This is a genomic window from Haliea alexandrii, from assembly GCF_003719295.1.
In the GTDB taxonomy this organism is placed as follows: domain Bacteria; phylum Pseudomonadota; class Gammaproteobacteria; order Pseudomonadales; family Halieaceae; genus Haliea; species Haliea alexandrii.
The window spans coordinates 571,298-586,639 of record NZ_RFLW01000002.1 but is presented as its reverse complement, the minus strand read 5'-3'; the positions used below and the strand labels follow the sequence as shown (position 1 = coordinate 586,639).

15 protein-coding genes are annotated in these 15,342 nt (G+C 63.1%); 14 read left to right on the top strand and 1 reads right to left on the bottom strand.

The window, feature by feature from the left end; all coding sequences use genetic code 11:
- Nucleotides 1–68 precede the first annotated feature (68 nt).
- The 12 genes from EGJ68_RS10885 to EGJ68_RS10830 are packed head-to-tail and all read left to right on the top strand — an operon-like array spanning nt 69 to nt 11,582.
- Nucleotides 69–419, top strand: a complete 351-nt coding sequence (locus EGJ68_RS10885) for a TIGR03745 family integrating conjugative element membrane protein (protein ID WP_233248768.1) — start codon at nt 69–71, stop codon at nt 417–419.
- Nucleotides 420–806: a TIGR03750 family conjugal transfer protein gene (locus EGJ68_RS10880; protein WP_233248767.1), complete on the top strand. Its 387-nt coding sequence runs from the start codon at nt 420–422 to the stop codon at nt 804–806.
- Nucleotides 778–1,437 (top strand): PFL_4703 family integrating conjugative element protein, encoded by a 660-nt coding sequence (locus EGJ68_RS10875; protein ID WP_123034555.1) that lies wholly within the window; start codon nt 778–780, stop codon nt 1,435–1,437. The genes EGJ68_RS10880 and EGJ68_RS10875 overlap by 29 nt, the downstream gene beginning before the upstream one ends.
- A complete protein-coding gene (locus EGJ68_RS10870) occupies nt 1,424–2,233 on the top strand; it encodes a TIGR03749 family integrating conjugative element protein (protein WP_123034554.1) in 810 nt (269 codons plus the stop codon). The genes EGJ68_RS10875 and EGJ68_RS10870 overlap by 14 nt, the downstream gene beginning before the upstream one ends.
- 14 nt (nt 2,234–2,247) lie before the next feature.
- Nucleotides 2,248–3,657 (top strand): TIGR03752 family integrating conjugative element protein, encoded by a 1,410-nt coding sequence (locus EGJ68_RS10865; RefSeq protein WP_123034553.1) that lies wholly within the window; start codon nt 2,248–2,250, stop codon nt 3,655–3,657.
- Nucleotides 3,614–4,024: a TIGR03751 family conjugal transfer lipoprotein gene (locus EGJ68_RS10860; RefSeq protein WP_123034552.1), complete on the top strand. Its 411-nt coding sequence runs from the start codon at nt 3,614–3,616 to the stop codon at nt 4,022–4,024. Before EGJ68_RS10865 ends, EGJ68_RS10860 begins: the two co-directional genes overlap by 44 nt.
- Nucleotides 4,021–6,789 carry a conjugative transfer ATPase gene (locus EGJ68_RS10855; protein ID WP_123034551.1) on the top strand — a complete coding sequence of 923 codons (2,769 nt, stop codon included), beginning with the start codon at nt 4,021–4,023 and terminating at the stop codon, nt 6,787–6,789. Before EGJ68_RS10860 ends, EGJ68_RS10855 begins: the two co-directional genes overlap by 4 nt.
- Nucleotides 6,782–7,285: a TIGR03757 family integrating conjugative element protein gene (locus tag EGJ68_RS10850; RefSeq protein WP_158283618.1), complete on the top strand. Its 504-nt coding sequence runs from the start codon at nt 6,782–6,784 to the stop codon at nt 7,283–7,285. The genes EGJ68_RS10855 and EGJ68_RS10850 overlap by 8 nt, the downstream gene beginning before the upstream one ends.
- The gene (locus tag EGJ68_RS10845; protein ID WP_123034549.1) at nt 7,282–8,304 is read left to right on the top strand and encodes a TIGR03756 family integrating conjugative element protein; all 1,023 of its coding nucleotides are present in this window, start codon (nt 7,282–7,284) and stop codon (nt 8,302–8,304) included. The genes EGJ68_RS10850 and EGJ68_RS10845 overlap by 4 nt, the downstream gene beginning before the upstream one ends.
- Nucleotides 8,304–9,659, top strand: coding sequence for an integrating conjugative element protein (locus tag EGJ68_RS10840; RefSeq protein ID WP_123034548.1), 1,356 nt, complete (start codon nt 8,304–8,306; stop codon nt 9,657–9,659). The genes EGJ68_RS10845 and EGJ68_RS10840 overlap by 1 nt, the downstream gene beginning before the upstream one ends.
- Entirely contained in the window at nt 9,643–10,020 is a 378-nt protein-coding gene (locus tag EGJ68_RS10835) for a hypothetical protein (RefSeq protein WP_158283617.1), read from the top strand. The genes EGJ68_RS10840 and EGJ68_RS10835 overlap by 17 nt, the downstream gene beginning before the upstream one ends.
- The gene (locus EGJ68_RS10830) at nt 10,017–11,582 is read left to right on the top strand and encodes a conjugal transfer protein TraG N-terminal domain-containing protein (RefSeq protein ID WP_123034546.1); all 1,566 of its coding nucleotides are present in this window, start codon (nt 10,017–10,019) and stop codon (nt 11,580–11,582) included. Before EGJ68_RS10835 ends, EGJ68_RS10830 begins: the two co-directional genes overlap by 4 nt.
- Before the next feature lie 5 nt (nt 11,583–11,587).
- Here the strand turns inward: EGJ68_RS10830 and EGJ68_RS18130 are convergent, their stop codons facing one another.
- Nucleotides 11,588–11,914, bottom strand: coding sequence for a hypothetical protein (locus EGJ68_RS18130; protein WP_158283616.1), 327 nt, complete (start codon nt 11,912–11,914; stop codon nt 11,588–11,590).
- A gap of 386 nt (nt 11,915–12,300) precedes the next feature.
- Here EGJ68_RS18130 and EGJ68_RS10820 point away from each other — a divergent pair, with 386 nt between their 5' ends.
- Nucleotides 12,301–13,143: a glycosyltransferase family 32 protein gene (locus EGJ68_RS10820; RefSeq protein ID WP_158283615.1), complete on the top strand. Its 843-nt coding sequence runs from the start codon at nt 12,301–12,303 to the stop codon at nt 13,141–13,143.
- Entirely contained in the window at nt 13,140–15,341 is a 2,202-nt protein-coding gene (locus tag EGJ68_RS10815) for a family 16 glycosylhydrolase (protein WP_123034543.1), read from the top strand. Before EGJ68_RS10820 ends, EGJ68_RS10815 begins: the two co-directional genes overlap by 4 nt.
- Nucleotide 15,342: the final 1 nt, after the last annotated feature.

The window sequence follows — 15,342 nt, the reverse complement described above, 5'->3', positions numbered from 1 at the left end:
ACTCTCACCTTTTTTCCACGACTGCACACTGTATCCGCGCACTGTTGCGCCCATTTGGAGAACGCCCCATGACCACACCCCAATACCCTTCAAGATTTGCCGTCCTCGCGACCGCGGTCTGTCTGTCGCATCCATCCGCCTGGGCGGTGCTACCGACCCCGGTGGCGCCCAGCACCGCACCTGCCGCGGGCGACTGGATCGGACTGATCGAAGGCTACATCAAGGACGGCGGCCTGGTCCTCGGCCTGGCGATTGCGGTGCTCGGCTTTCTCTGGGTCGCCTACCTGGCCTTTGCCAAGTTCAATGAAGCCCGTCAGGGCAAGGCCGAATGGGCCGAGGTGGGTGTGCTGGGGATTGTCGGTGCCATCGTGCTGATCTTCGCCAGCTACCTGCTTACCGAAGCGGCCGGCGTGATCTGAGTGGCACCCATTGAAAGCCAGGATGTCCTCGCGGACCGGCTCAATGCGGAGCCGGTCATTTTTAGGGGCTGCTCCGCCAGCGAGCTGGGTGTCATCGTCGCGCTGGCCGCCGTGGTCTGGCTGCCGCTCAGTCTGCTGCTGGCCTGGCTTGGTGGGGCGGTGACCATGGGCTTTGGTTTTGCCGGAATCGGTATCGTTGCCACGGTGCTCGGGATCGCCAGTCTCTTTCAGCGCCTAAAACGCAACCGGCCTGATGGCTACTACCAGCAGCGCTGTGCGCTGTGGCTGGATCACAAAGGCCTCAAACGCGCACCGTTCATCAGCCGCAGCGGCACCTGGGATATCGGCAGGAGAGGGCATGTCACGCTACCGCTTCGCCATCGATAATGCCCAGGCCCACCTGCGCTCTCTGTGGATGGTCATCGGTCTGCAGATGCTGGTAATTGCCATTCTCTGCTACGGCTGGAGCCGGGCGCCCGAGCATCTCACGGTGCACATCCCGCCGGACCTGCGCTCTGGCGCCGTGCGGCACCACACCGAAGTACCCGCCGCCTCGGTCTACGCTTTCGCGTTCTACCTGTTTCAGCAACTCAATCGCTGGCCGGAGGATGGCAGCCGCGATTATGGCCGTGCCATTTTTCGGATCGCCCCCTATGTCACACCTCGCTACCGGGCCGAACTGCTGGCCAATCTGGACGAGAAGGGACGACGCGGGGAGCTTGCCTACCGGGTGCGCGCGCTGCAGGGCATTCCCGGCCTGGGTTATTCCGAAAACCGGGTCGACATTCTCGACAACCAGACCTGGCAGGTCTGGCTGGATCTCGAACTGCTGGAGTCGGTCAAGGGCATGACCGTCAAGCGTACCCGGATCCGCTACCCCCTGCGAGTCGTGCGCTACGCCGTCGACCCGGAATCCAATCCCTGGGGACTGGCCCTGGATGGTTTTGGAGCCGACGGCCCCCGTCGCCTCACCGACGCCGATTTTTTAGGGGAGGACATTGCCCATGCAAACCAATAGTTTTCAAGGCTCCTCCGCGTCTCGCACGGTTTTCTTCGCTGTCATTATCTCGCTGTGTGGACTGCTGCTGTTTAGCACCACGGCAGCCGTCGCGCTGGAACCCACCGAGCGGATCGTCTGGCGGAAATCCCCGATTGCGCTGGAGCTCGGCGTCGGCCAGGAGCGCATGGTCCACTTCCCTGGCCCGGTGAGCGTCGGGATTCAAGGCTCCCTGCAGGGTCGGCTGCGCATCCAGAGCAGTGGCGGTACCGTGTACTGGCTGGCCCAGCAGGCCTTTCCGCCGACCCGGATCCTTGTGCGGTCGCTGGATGACGGCCAGGTCTATCTGTTTGATGCCGCCGCGTCCCCGGAGGGAGGCAGTGCCGCGCCGATGGAGATCACCCTGCCACGGCAACCGTTCCCTGCAGCGCATGACCAGACCCCCGCCGGTCCCGCGAACCACGGCTACGTCAGCCTGACCCGCTTCGCTGCCCAGCAGCTGTATGCACCCCAGCGCCTGCAATCACCGTTGTCGGGCGTGGTCCGGGTGCCGGTTCCCAACGGCTCCGTACCGCTGGTGCGCGGCGGTGCCATTGTCTCGACTCCCCTGGCCAGCTGGCGCAGCGGACAGCGATTCGTAACGGCGGTACAGCTCACTAACGCCAGTCCCGATGCGCAGGAGTTGCAGGCAGAGGCCCTACGCGGTGCGTGGCTCGCCGCCACCTTCCAGCACCACCGGCTGCTGCACGCGGGCGATGAGGCAGACCACACGGTGGTCTACCTGATCTCCGACCGCCCCTTCAGTCACGTGTTTTAGGGGAGAGCCCGCCCATGCCCCATGCCGTCTCCAATCGCCTGTTGCCCCTGCTCGCCACCCTGGTGCTGCTGGTGTTGCTAGGTGTAACCCTAAAAACCTGTTCGGCTGACAGCGAGAATGGGCTGCTGCTGACCGGGGTGCCGACAGCCCCCGCGCCGGATGCCGATACTCCGGCGGACACAATCAAAACCCTGACCGCCAATGTGGCTGCGATGACCACCGCCGTCACCGCCCTGCGCCAGGACAACGCAGTACTGCGCAAGGAGAACCAGACCCTGATCAACAATCGTAGCCAGATCGAGGAGAACGTGGCCACCCGACTGCGTCGCGAGCTGCGCAGCCGCGAACAGGATGCGGACAACCAGGCCCGCCGCGATTCGGGGGTTTTACAATCACTCACCCAGCGCGTCGATTCCCTGGCCGCCTCCCTGAATGAGGTCCAGAACGCACAGCCGGATCAGCCCATGCCGATCGGCCTCGGGCTGGAAGGCTGGGAAGGCACCGATAGCAGCCCGGCGGACGCATCCGCCCTGGTCTGGATCGCGCCGCTGGATGCTGAGGCGGAGCCTGCAGCCGCCGGCGGTCTGGCCGGCGCGCGCCAGACAGCGAGCGGTTACCTAGGGGATGTCCGTCGACATGGCGGTCAACTGGTCACGGACATCCGGGAGCGGGTCGAGGCACAGCAGGACAGGCCGGTATACACCGTGCCTCGCAATGCCACCCTGATGGGATCGACCGCCATGTCCGCCCTCGTGGGACGCATTCCCCTGCGCGGTCAGGTGCAGGATCCCATGCCGTTCAAGATCATTACCGGTGCCGACAACCTGGCAGCCAACGGACTCACGATCCCCGGCGTCCAGGGCATGATCTGGAGCGGCACCGCGGTGGGCGACTGGACCCTGTCCTGTGTGTCCGGTCGCCTTGAAGCGGTCACCTTCGTGTTTGACGACGGCACCATCCGCACTGTCGCCAGCGATGATGGTCAGGGGCAGGGGGGTCGTGATGAGCCGCTGGGCTGGATCTCCGATGCCCAGGGTATCCCCTGCATCAGCGGTACCCGTAAAAGCAACGCCACCGCCTTTCTGGCCCAGCGCATCGGTGTGCAGGCGGTGCAGGCCGCCGCCGACGCGGCCGCCGCGGCCGAGAGCACCTCGGTGATCACCAGCGCCGGTGGCATTACCGGCGGCGTCACCGGGGATGTCGGCGCCTATGTGCTGGGCAAAACCGTCGCCGGAGGCAGCGAGGAACTCGCGCAGTGGCTGCTCGAACGTCAGTCCCAGAGTTTTGACGCCGTGTTTGTTCCCGCCGGTATTGCCGTGGCGATCCATGTGGATCGCGCCATTCCCATCGACTTTGAGCCCCAGGGCAGGAAACTGAGCCATGCATCCCTATTGTCCCCCACTGCTCCGCACACTCTCGATTAGTCTGCTGCTGACCGGCTGTGCCGGCAGCAAGGAGACCATCCTGCCCCAGGATGGCCCGACCATGCGCGAGATCTATGACGCCCATGTACAGATTACCGAGGGTGAGGCGCCGCGGCATCGCCAACTCGCAACGCCGCTGCGCCCGCCGGGACACCATGTCGCCGACCTCGGGCCCGCCGCCCGGGCTGACTACCAAGACCTTAACACCCGCTTTATGCGCGTGCCCAACCCGACGCTGGTGATGTACATCTTTCCGCACCTGGCGGGTGTGCACCGGGTCCCGGTGCCCGGTTACAGCACCGTGTTTCCCCTCTACGAACGGCCGGAATATGCCCTGCCGGGTGAGCACGCGGTGGATGCCCCATGAGCGGTTCCTCTGCCCGCCAGGGAATACCCGCTCAGGACACAGGGTCGAACCTGGGAGAGCCATCGCGCCCGAGGGCACCGGCGCCACTCACCCACCGGGATGTGCAGGCGCTCTATGAACGCCCCCCGTCCTTCACACCCTTTTTACCCTGGGTGGAGTACCTGCCGGACAGCCAGTGTTTTTTACTGGAAGACGGGGTCAGCGTCGGTGCCCTGTTCGACCTGACCCCGGTCGGCACGGAGGCGCGCACCGGCCCGTTCATGGTGGCTCTGCGCGATGCCATCCAGACCGCGCTCAGCGAAGCTCTGCCGGAACGCGACGACGGCCCCTGGGTGTTGCAGCTCTACGTACAGGATGAGCCCAGCCTCGACAGTCTGGTTCAGTCACTGAAACACTACCCGGGGCCGTCCGTCCGCGAGCAAGCTTACTCACGTTTCTATCAGACACTCATGCGGAACCACTGTGCCCGTCTCTGTGCGCCGGGCGGGCTGTTTATCGATACCGCGCTGACGGGCAGCCCCTGGCGGGGGCAGATCCGGCGGGTGCGGGCGGTGCTGTACCGCCGTCAGACCGCGCGCCACCGCACCGCCAACCCCTATGAGGCCGAGGCGGAACTGAACCAAGTGGCTACCCAGCTCACCGCCGCACTGGCCGCGGCGGGTATCCGTACCCGGCGGTCCTCCGGCATCGACCTGTACCGCTGGCTGTTGCCGTGGTTCAACCCCGGCGAGGGATCTACCGATACCACGGGCGCGTTATTGCGCAGCCTGGACGATGCATCTGAAGACGCCGAACTGCCCTACGGCCTTGACTTTGCCGAAACCCTGACCCTGTCCCTGCCGTACTCGGATGCCACGTCCGCCACCTGGTGGTTCGATGGCCTGCCCCATACCGTGATCAGCATCCAGGGCCTGCGCCGGGCACCGGAGATCGGTCACATGACCGCCGAGCGCGCTGCCGGGGATCATCTGTTCTCTGTCTTTGACCGGCTGCCCGAACACACGGTGATGGTGCTGACCCTGACCGCCAAACCTCAGGACGCTACCCGCAACCACGTGGCCCTGGTCAAACGCGCCGCCGTGGGGGATTCCGCCGAGGCCGCACTGACCCGGGAGGATGCCACTCGGGTGGAGCGGGAGATGGCCGCAGGCGACAAGCTCTATCCGCTGGGCATGGCCTTCTACGTGCGCGGGGATTCACCCGACAATCTGCGGCAGCGGGTCAACCAGCTGCACGCGCTGCTGCTGGCCAACGGCCTGCAACCGATAGGCCGCGAGGGCGATCTGCTGGGGCTCGACAGCTACCTGCGCAACCTGCCCATGGCCTACGACCCGGCCTTTGACCGTAAAAGCCGCCGCTCGCGGCTGGTGTTCTCCCGCCACATCGCCAACCTGTTACCCGTCTACGGCCGCTCCCGCGGCACTGGCCATCCCGGGCTGGTGTTCTTCAATCGCGGGGCGGAGCCGCTGGTGTTCGATCCCCTGCACCCGGACGATCGCAAGAAAAATGCCCACATGCTCATACTGGGGCCCACCGGGGCGGGCAAGTCTGCGCTGCTGGTCTACCTGCTGCAGCAGATGATGGCCATTCACCGGCCCCGGATTTTCATTATTGAGGCAGGCGGCTCTTTCGCCCTGCTGGGGCAGCATTTTAAAAGCCACGGCATCAGCGTGAATCAGGTCACCCTGAACCCCGGCTCCGATGTCAGCCTGCCACCCTTTGCCGATGCGCTGACCCTGCTGGACCGGGAGCGCCGGATCCGGCTCGCCAGCGACCCCGAGGCGATCCCTGAGAGTGAGGACGAGGAGGAGGGCAGCGGCGGCCCCGGCCGCGATATTTTAGGGGAAATGGAAATTGCCGCGCGCATCATGATCACCGGCGGTGACGAGCGCGAGGATGCCCGCATGACCCGGGCCGACCGCCTGCTGATCCGCAACGCGATCCTGCTGGCCGCGAAAACCGTCTCCCAGCGCGGTGGGGACCAGGTGCTGACCCGCGATGTGGTCGCAGCCCTGAACGCCCAGGGCCAGGAGTCCACCCTGCCGGATCACCGGCGTCACCGCGCCACGGAAATGGCCGACGGTATGGCCTTGTTCTGCTCGGGGCTCGCGGGCGACTTCTTTGACCGCCCCGGCTCCCCCTGGCCCGAGGTGGATGTCACGCTGGTGGAGATGGGGGTGTTGGCCCGGGAAGGCTATGAGGACCAGCTGACGGTGGCCTACACCGCCATGATGAGCCACATCAACCAGCTGGTGGAGCGCCACCAGAGCGATGGTCGCCCGACCCTGGTGGTGACGGACGAAGGCCACATCATCACGACCAATCCGCTGCTGGCGCGCTACGTGGTAAAGATCACCAAGATGTGGCGCAAGCTCGGGGCCTGGTTCTGGATCGCCACCCAGAACCTGGAAGATTTCCCGGACGCCTCCCGGCGCATGCTCAACATGATGGAGTGGTGGCTGTGCCTGGTCATGCCCAAGGAGGAAGTGGAGCAGATCGCCCGATTTAGGGACCTCACCGCGGAACAGTGCAGTCTGCTGCTGTCAGCCCGCAAGGAACCGGGCAAGTATGTTGAAGGCGTGGTCCTGTCGGACCAGCTGGAAGGACTGTTCAGGAACGTCCCCCCACCCCTGTCCCTGGCACTGGCCATGACCGAAAAACACGAGAAAGCCGAACGGGCCCAGATCATGCGCGAGCAGGGCTGCTCCGAACTGGAGGCTGCCCACGTCGTGGCCGAGCGGCTGGAGGGACGTCGGGGTGGCTAGGCTGACTTACACAGCGCCCACCCAACCCGGCAGCCACGTCCGGTGCGGGGGCGTCGTCGGGCCGTTGGCACGGCTGGCATTGCTGACAACCCTGCTGACGTCTCCGTTCAGTGTCGCGGCGCCGCGCTATCAGGTGGAGCTGTTTACCATCGCCGCGCATCCGCCCCCCGCGCATCACAACGTAACGGGCGAGGACATCCAGCTGACCGTCTATCACCTGGACGGTCTTGCGCGCCTGAACGCCACCCTGTCCCACCAGCTGCCGCCCCAGCAGTCGGCGGCGAAGGCGATGGCGGCGACACGACTCGGTGCGCTGACCGAACGCCAGCAGGCAGACCTGCGTGCGACCGCCACGGGGTTGTTGGCCGCCCAACGCTACGGGCTGACCCGCTACCCGGCGATGGTGGTCAATGGCGAGGCGGTCTATTACGGACTGACCGACCCGACAGCGGCTGTCCGCCAGTATCAACGCTGGCGCGGGGAGGCCGAGTTGTGAGGGCTGGAATCTGGCTCGCCACACTACTGCTGACCCTGCACTGGCCGCAGGCCAGCCAGGCAGCGTCCCTCTCCACCGCCGGGATCGTGGCGCAGACCAGCAATGCGGCATTCGCGTGTATGCAGTGGCGCCCGGTGGGCCTGTGTTTCTGGCTGGAATGCGATCTTTTAGGTTGCAGGGTCAACTCCTCACTCAAGGTGGGACACTACAACCCGGATCTGGTCGTCAGTGCCTACAATGTCTTGGGGGGTAATCCCTGGTCCGAGATCCGCGCCACCCTCGGTGCCGCCCAGCGCGCCGCAGCCCAGGGGCTTCTGGGGCGCCTGCTACCAGTCCCCGTGGACAGCGCGGGTAACCGCACGGAGGGCACTCACAACCGTCTGGATCACCGCAACCTGTTGTTCCGGGAGACCGATGCCATCGGTCATCCCCTGACCCTGCTGGCGGATGTGGGCGGGGCGGGCGGGCTGGTATGTCCCTCCCAGGCCATACCCTTCGTGCCGTATTTTCAGTCGGGGGTGAATGCCCTGGCCTGGCGGCTGGAGGTCCCCGAAATGCTCTATCCCGCCAGTCTGATCCCGGGCCTGCGCGAAGTGGGCCACTGGCCCATTCAGACCTGGGGCGGCCTCTATCCGCGCACCGGCTGGACCACCCAGTCTGAAGAACCCAAGGGCGCGGCGATCAACGCCCAGCGCGCGGGGGATATCGTCACCCGCACCGGCCAGCCCCACGTCTATCTGCCACTGCAGGGACCCTTTACGCCTGACATGCGTGTGTGGCCACCGGGTCCACTGGTGGAAGGGAATGCCCGCACCGGCACCTGGCAGATGCTGGCGCCGCGCGCCGAATCCAGCTGCGCCGTATTCGGCACCAATGACCTGTTCAGCGCCGTAGGCTGGGGCGGTGGCCGTGTTGATCCCGGCGGTGATTACGCCTGGACCCTGTGGCGTCCCTACCAGTGCTGCCAGCGCGAGGGGCAGGTCTTCATTACGGATATCAACTGGACGGGGTACCCCTGATGCGACGGCACCATCCCACCAGAACTCAAGGCACGATTGCCGCTTTGCTCCTACTGTCGCTGATTGCGTCACCCGCCTTAATAGCCGCGGAAGGCCCCACTGAGGACAGCTTCTGGTACTACGAAATCGGCGGTGCCCAGCCGGTCTCACCCCCGCCCAACCCCTTGGTGACCTCGGTCACCCTCGGTGGTTCGGCCCAGCTGGGTCTGGGCTACAGCTGTGCCAAGTTCGACCCCCTGCTTGCGGTGACCCACACCCTGAACAACATCAAATCGGGTGTGGATGACATGATGAACGCGATGACCGCCGCGGCATCGTCCGCCATCGCCGCGCTGCCCGCCCTGATCCTGCAGCGGGCCAACCCCGGTCTCTATGACCTGTTCCAGAATGCCCTGTTGAAAGCTGAAGAAACCATGAAACTCGCCACCAAGTCCTGCGAGCAGATGGAGACGGAGATCGCCAAGGGCAAGAATCCCTATGCGGACCTGATCACGCTTTCCAAGGGCAACGACTGGAAAGTGCAGATGGGCATTGGCTCCAACGATGCGGTCAGCGCCAAGGAGGCCGTGGAATCCGCCAATGGGGACAACGGCGTCCCCTGGATTGGGGGCCAGGCCGGTGGGTCTGGTCAGCCGGTGCTGCGCTTTACCGGCGATCTGGTGCAGGCTGGGTACAACATCAATCTCAACCGGCCCATCACCGAGACCGCCTCGGTGCCCGCCAGCGACGCCACCCGCCTGTCGAAAATATGGGGCTCTCCTACAGAAGCCCGTGACTGGGTGGTCGCGGTGGTGGGGGAGAACATCGTGACCACCTGCGATACCTGCCGTAAGGACAGTATTCCCGGTACCGGCCTGCTGCCCACGCTGTACCGGGAATCGGCTGAAGTGACGGTTGATCTGCAGGCGCTGGTGGAGGGGGATGTGCCGCCCACAAGAACCAACCTTAACGATGTCACCGCCCCGGGGGTCGCCGTCACCCGCCAGGTCATCGAGGCCATCCGGGAGATGCCCGCCACCGAACAGGCCCTGATCACCAGCCGGCTGGTGGCCGAGATCAGCACCGCCCGCACGGTGGAAAAGGCCCTCTATGCCCGCCGCCTGCTGCATTCCGGCCGTCAGGTGCCCGAGGTCTATGCCACCGAGGTCGCGCGCCAGCACGCCGATACCGCCATTGCCGAACTCGACAAGGAGATCGAGAGCCTCCTGTTTGAAACCCGTGTGCGCCGTGAGGTGGTCTCTGAAACCGTCACCGTTCTCCTGCAGCGCGCCGCGGCCCGCCGTCAGTCCGCCCTGGATATCCCGCAGGCGTCACCCCGTGATCCAAGACCGCTGAGTCATGGCCGTGTCCAGTAACCCGCAACACCGACGCCGTTCCTGGCTGGTAGGCTGTTCTTTAGTGGCGTTCCTCGCCGCCCTGGGTGTCGGCCTGCTGCTCTGGCAGGCCGTGGCCCTGAGTTCCCTGGCCACCGTTGCACAGCGCGTCAGCGAAGCTAAACCCCTGCTGGGGTCAGTGCGCCTGGGTATGATCGCACTGCTGGCCCTTCTGTGGCCCTGTCTCAGCGATTGGCTATGCAAAAAGCGGCATAGCTCATTATCCAAAGCCGAGTCCAATCGCCTCCGCTGGCGGGTCGTCGGTTGGCTGGTGGCCATCGAGCTGCTGATCGGCCAGAACCTGCTACATCACCTTGCCGCATTCGCTGGTGCCAGTCCGTGAGTGTCGACAGCTATCTGGAACTGTTTACCACGCTCTTCGGCTGGGCCTTCTATGGGGTGTTGTGGGATGTGCTGGTCAGCACCGGTATTGTTTACCTGCCTTTTCTGGGGATCCTGATCGACAACTGGCGGGAACCGGCTCAGGGGGGCGAGTTCGGCTCGGTGACCGGACTCTCCCTACGCCGTATGGAGATCGATCTGTTCATCGCCCTGCTGGTGGTGGTGCTGGCGGGTCAGCCCGCCGCCCTGACACCACTAAACGCCAGCACACTCAGCTATGTCCCCCAGCCGACCACGGCGGATCCCACACCAACCACCGCGACCACAACCGACCCCCAGAGCACCTACGGCGTCACCGGCTTTACCGGCTCCCCGGCCACGGTCAACCTACCGGTGTGGTGGTATGCGGTGCTGTCGATGTCCTCGGGCCTGAACCATGCGGTGATCGCAGGCCTCCCGGCCGCCAGTGACCTGCGCACCTACGAGCAGCAGGCACGCCTGGCCACAATCACGGATCCCCGGCTGCGCCAGGCCGTCAGCGACTTCTTTAGTCACTGCTATATCCCGGCCCGCTCAAAATACCAGGCCGCACAACCGGCAACCCCCGCGATCACGGTCCTGCTGGACACCTACGGCGATGACGATCCGGACTGGTTGGGGTCGCATGTCTATCGGCAGACCCCGGGCTACTATGACGAGCTGCGCCCCCCAAAGCAGGTCCCGGGCTGGCCCTACAACGCGCTGCGCGATACGGAATATGATCCCGCCGATCCACCGGAGTGGGGTAAGCCCACCTGCAAGCAATGGTGGGAGGAGGGCACCGAGAGTCTGCGCCAGCAGCTGATCAATGCGGCGGACGCCACGGCGGGCGGGCTGTCCGGCCTGGTCGTCACCATTGCGCCGGTTTTGGCCAGTGAACAGCAACAGGATGCCGTCGCCCGCACGGTACTGACCAACGCGCCCCCGATCTGGTCCAGCAACGACCTGGTGGCGGGAAACACGGCCAACACGGGCTGGCTGGCCACGGCAGAGAATCTGGTGAAGGGCGGCCTCGCCGCAGGTGGGGTGGTCACCGCCTCAGGTTTGTTTGCGGTCACCATGACCGCTGTCCTGCAGGCCCTGCCCATGGTGCAGGCCTTGCTGCTGCTCAGCATCTATGCCCTGTTACCCATGATTGTGGTGTTATCGCGCTATTCAATCGCCATGATGGTCACCGGTGCCATGGCAATCTTCACCGTCAAGTTCTGGACCGTACTGTGGTATCTGGCGATGTGGGTGGATCAGAACCTGATTGGCGCCATGTACCCGGACGCCAATACTTTCCTACTGATATTCGCCAATCCCGGCGAACACGATGCCAAGCGCATGCTACTCAACATGATTACCACCAGCCTCTACCTGGGACTGCCCCTCCTCTGGAGCGGCATGATGGCCTGGGCAGGGATCCATGTCGGGCGCGCAATCAGCGCTGCATCCGCCCCTTTGACACTTCCCAGTGAAAACGCAGGGCGACAGGGTGCTGCTATTGGTAAAGCTGCCGTCAGCCGCGCCGGTAGACGATAGCTATTCTAATCCCGTTCATACCACCCAAAAGGGTCGGTGCCAGCGTCAAGGCGGCCGGTGCGGTAGTTGTACTCGCCCACCAGATCAGAGTCATGAAGTCGGCGCTGGTCCTCCTGTAGCTCAGCCGATCCAGCCACATCGCCGATAAACCGCCACACTGCTTTGATAACAGCGAAAACCACTTGAAACGGCGCTTCTTTCATTGCGTCCACCCCGAGCTTCGTGAAATACGATTTTATAAGTGTAGGTCCGATGTCTTGTGTTTTCCAGTGCGGCCAAGGATTTGAATGGCGCTCAAAATACTGAGCAAATAGTTGCGTTACCGTAGCCATCTGAGATTCTAGCTCCCACGCGTGTGATTGACATCACTTCTCGTGTTAGCGGATTGATTGGCGTCTGGTATATTTCATCGATACCGGCAGCGCGAACGGCAGCTCGCGACCCGTTGCTGCCATTCGTGATTTGCCCGCAGGCACCTGCTATGCAGCGATAGCGGAGGTTGGTCGGTCCACGCACGCCCCACGAGCATGCCTCGGTTTCTTCAGCGAGATTCCGGGGGCATTCAAACGCGCGCAGCATGCACCGTGGCAGCAACAGGGGATAGCGCGCGCATTTCTCAACGACACCACATCGTTTGATCGCGCAGGAATTTTTTCGCCTGAGCTAATCTCACTTTCTGTTACAACTATTATACGACGAACAACGGACCCGAGAACCCATGTACCTCGAAGACGACAGCCCCGGCCATCACTTGGAACGATCAGACTTCATTCGACGGCTTGTTCAAGCACCGTCACCATCAACGGCCCCGGACAATCAGGGACCATCAATTCCTAGGCGAATCGTGCAGTACTGGCATGACTTGCAGGCGCTGCCTGCTGACGTGCTGGAGTGCATGGATTCTTGGTCGAGGTGGGGATCAAGCGGATTCGAATACCGTGTCTTCGATGCTCGCAGCGCGGCTCGCTTCATTGAACAATCGCTGGGAAGGGAGCATCTGCGGGCGTTCATGCGCTGCTACCATCCCGCGATGCAGGCAGACTACTTCCGATTATGCTATCTCGTCATCAATGGAGGAATGTACGTTGATGCCGATGACGAGTGCATCGCCAAGGACATCTCGGAGCTGTTCGCCGGGAACGGCGTTAAGGTTCAGCCACTTTGCTACGACATAGCTGCGGACTCGATGGTTCAATGCGAGATATTCCTGCAAGCGGGAACCAACCGGGACGGGTTGATTTTCTACGTCAATAACAACCCGTTGATCGCTTGCGAGGGAGACCCCATCATTAGTCGAGCACTTGAGCGTGCAACCCTGCGCTTGAACTTTGCAGCCGAGGGTGAGCTGCTGGAGATTCAATCAACTACCGGTCCGGGCAACCTGTCGCGTATCATCTTCGAGATGTGCGCGCAATGCCTTGATGAGCACCGGCTGACCGTACTTCGGACCTGGGACTCGATCGGCATATCCAAGTGGCCGCTGAGCTATCGTGCCGACGGGAGAAACTGGCGAATATCAAATGGGAAGCGGTTTGACTTTGATGGGGAGGGGGCACCATGAACCTCTTCGAGCCGCTGAGGGGCATCCGCCACCTATTGCACACCATGTTCTTGCGCTTGCGCGTGCTGTTGCCTAAACAAAAGGCCTACGCGTTCGGCCCCGTGGGCGGAGCCTACCCGGGCAGGATAAGCGACATCTATGTGATCAATCTAGATCGGCAGCCGCAGCGCTTGGTGGCTGTTTCCCGAGAACTGGACCGCATCGTGGATTGCAAGGGGCAGCCTCTGTCAAAGCGACTTATCCGGCACGCAGCCTGCGACGCGCGGGCCCTACCGGCCGCAACGCTTGCTGGTGTCGATATCGAGCCCTACTACACGCTTGCGGATCAATTGTCCGTCGACCCGTACCCACAGGTTCTACCAGACACGTTCGATCTGACTCGCGGGATCCGAATGAGCAATGCAGAAATTGCGGTGGCCCAATCGCACATTGACATCTGGAAGAAGATAGCCAGTTCTGAGGCGCCATACACGCTGGTTCTGGAAGATGACGTTTGGTTCGAACAGAGCTTTGGCCGCCTTGTCGACACGGCGTGGCAGGAGATGCGGGAGAGCGATGGGGCTGATCCTGACTTTGACGTGTTCTACCTGTCGTTCAAAGAGGTGAAGCACGGTGCTCCCAAGGTTGCGCTCTCGCGCAGCGTCTTTCGACCGGAGCGCGGGCTTTGGTATCTCTCGGGCTATGTGCTGTCCAAACGCGGGGCTCAGCGGCTTCTTGCACGCCTGCCGTGTCGCGGACCAGTCGACCTTTGGATCAACCAGCAGTTCTCAGTGACAGACGTTCGCGCGCTGCGCCGCTCTGTCATCCCTCAGCGCGTCGATCTGCTGTCCACGAACTCCTACTCAATTCTCCCCGTCTTGAGCCAGATCGGGATTCTTTCCGATACAACGCCCGGGACGTTCCATCAGCGTCCCACGGAAACAACGGTGTTTGCCTTTGGCTCTAGGAACACTGGCCTATCCTCCCTAGCTATAGCGTTGTCTATGCTGGGCTATCGCTGCTGCAGCGATTTGGACGACCTTCCGCCTGTGGAGAGAGGTCGCTTGCTTCGAGGTCAGCGTGGACGCGTTTTTGATGCCTACGTCAATGTCGCGGCGCTTGAACCCCACATCGCGCAGCTCAAGGAAAGGTATCCCGGGGCGAAGTTCATCTTCGTCGGCGAGATCCCGAAGAACTTACCGCTGCCCCCTGAGAGCGTCTTGCACCAGCGTGCCTTTTCCGAGGGCTGGGTAGAACTGTGCGAGTACTTGCGCATGCCGCCACCCAGTGCTAGCTATCCTTGCGCTGTGGAGCGAGGCGTTCGTCGTCTTCGCCCCCCTCCGCCCGCAGGTGAAAGACTGGCTAGAGGCAAGCGTCTGGAGCACGATGTTTCGCCGTGGGTTGCCCCGTCAACGCGCCAGTGGCACGGTATCGACGTGGAGCTATGCGAGCCGGGGCCGTGGCTGGAGGCATCTCGCGCACGGTTTGACGACCATTTGAGCGAACTAGACGCGTCTCGTTGGCTGTCACGTGACGATACGTTCCCCGGGAACCTTGCACTCTTTAGGCCTGGCAGCGTGCGAGTTCTGCCTTCTGGTGGTTTAGATCTGGTGGTCGCAAATGCATCGCTTGGTGTTCGTGAGCTGAGCGCAGGTGCTGTTTCCAGCCGAGGCCGGTTCCTGTATGGACGGTTTGAGGCAACTCTGCGAGCGACCAACGTCCCTGGCCTGGTCTCGGGCTTCTTCCTCCACAGAGATCTTCCGCGCCAGGAGATCGATGTGGAGATCACCGGTAACCGTCCAGACCAGATGCTGGCCAATGTCTTCTTCAACCCAGGCTGCGATGGCGCAAAGTTTGACTATGGTTACCGGGGGACACCTTTTGCCATCGAGCTTGGATTCAACGCCTCTAAGGCGTTCCACACTTACGCAATTGAGTGGGCCCCTGACGAGATACGATGGTTCGTCGACGATCGCCTTGTGCATCGGAGAGTGCTTTGGGACCCTACGCCGATTCCCGATCTGCCCATGACGCTGCATGTCAACACCTGGCCGACACGGTCCGAAGAACTTGCAGGAAGACTTGTGCGCGAGTCTTTGCCAGCTGTTGCTGCGGTTCGGCGAATCGCCGTGGATGCGAATAGCACCGATGCACAGGGCGATGCCGTCTCGGACGGCGAAGAGTTGCGGGGGCTGGTCGATACGGCGCAAGAAGAATAGC

Excerpts from the sequence above, each read along its gene's own strand:
- EGJ68_RS10885 (WP_233248768.1), top strand. The coding sequence starts at position 69 with ATGACCACACCCCAATACCCTTCAAGATTTGCCGTCCTCGCGACCGCG.
- EGJ68_RS10875 (WP_123034555.1), top strand. The coding sequence starts at position 778 with ATGTCACGCTACCGCTTCGCCATCGATAATGCCCAGGCCCACCTGCGC.
- EGJ68_RS10870 (WP_123034554.1), top strand. The coding sequence starts at position 1,424 with ATGCAAACCAATAGTTTTCAAGGCTCCTCCGCGTCTCGCACGGTTTTC.
- EGJ68_RS10865 (WP_123034553.1), top strand. The coding sequence starts at position 2,248 with ATGCCCCATGCCGTCTCCAATCGCCTGTTGCCCCTGCTCGCCACCCTG.
- EGJ68_RS10860 (WP_123034552.1), top strand. The coding sequence starts at position 3,614 with ATGCATCCCTATTGTCCCCCACTGCTCCGCACACTCTCGATTAGTCTG.
- EGJ68_RS10855 (WP_123034551.1), top strand. The coding sequence starts at position 4,021 with ATGAGCGGTTCCTCTGCCCGCCAGGGAATACCCGCTCAGGACACAGGG.
- EGJ68_RS10840 (WP_123034548.1), top strand. The coding sequence starts at position 8,304 with ATGCGACGGCACCATCCCACCAGAACTCAAGGCACGATTGCCGCTTTG.
- EGJ68_RS10835 (WP_158283617.1), top strand. The coding sequence starts at position 9,643 with ATGGCCGTGTCCAGTAACCCGCAACACCGACGCCGTTCCTGGCTGGTA.
- EGJ68_RS18130 (WP_158283616.1), bottom strand. The coding sequence starts at position 11,914 with ATGGCTACGGTAACGCAACTATTTGCTCAGTATTTTGAGCGCCATTCA.
- EGJ68_RS10820 (WP_158283615.1), top strand. The coding sequence starts at position 12,301 with ATGTACCTCGAAGACGACAGCCCCGGCCATCACTTGGAACGATCAGAC.
- EGJ68_RS10815 (WP_123034543.1), top strand. The coding sequence starts at position 13,140 with ATGAACCTCTTCGAGCCGCTGAGGGGCATCCGCCACCTATTGCACACC.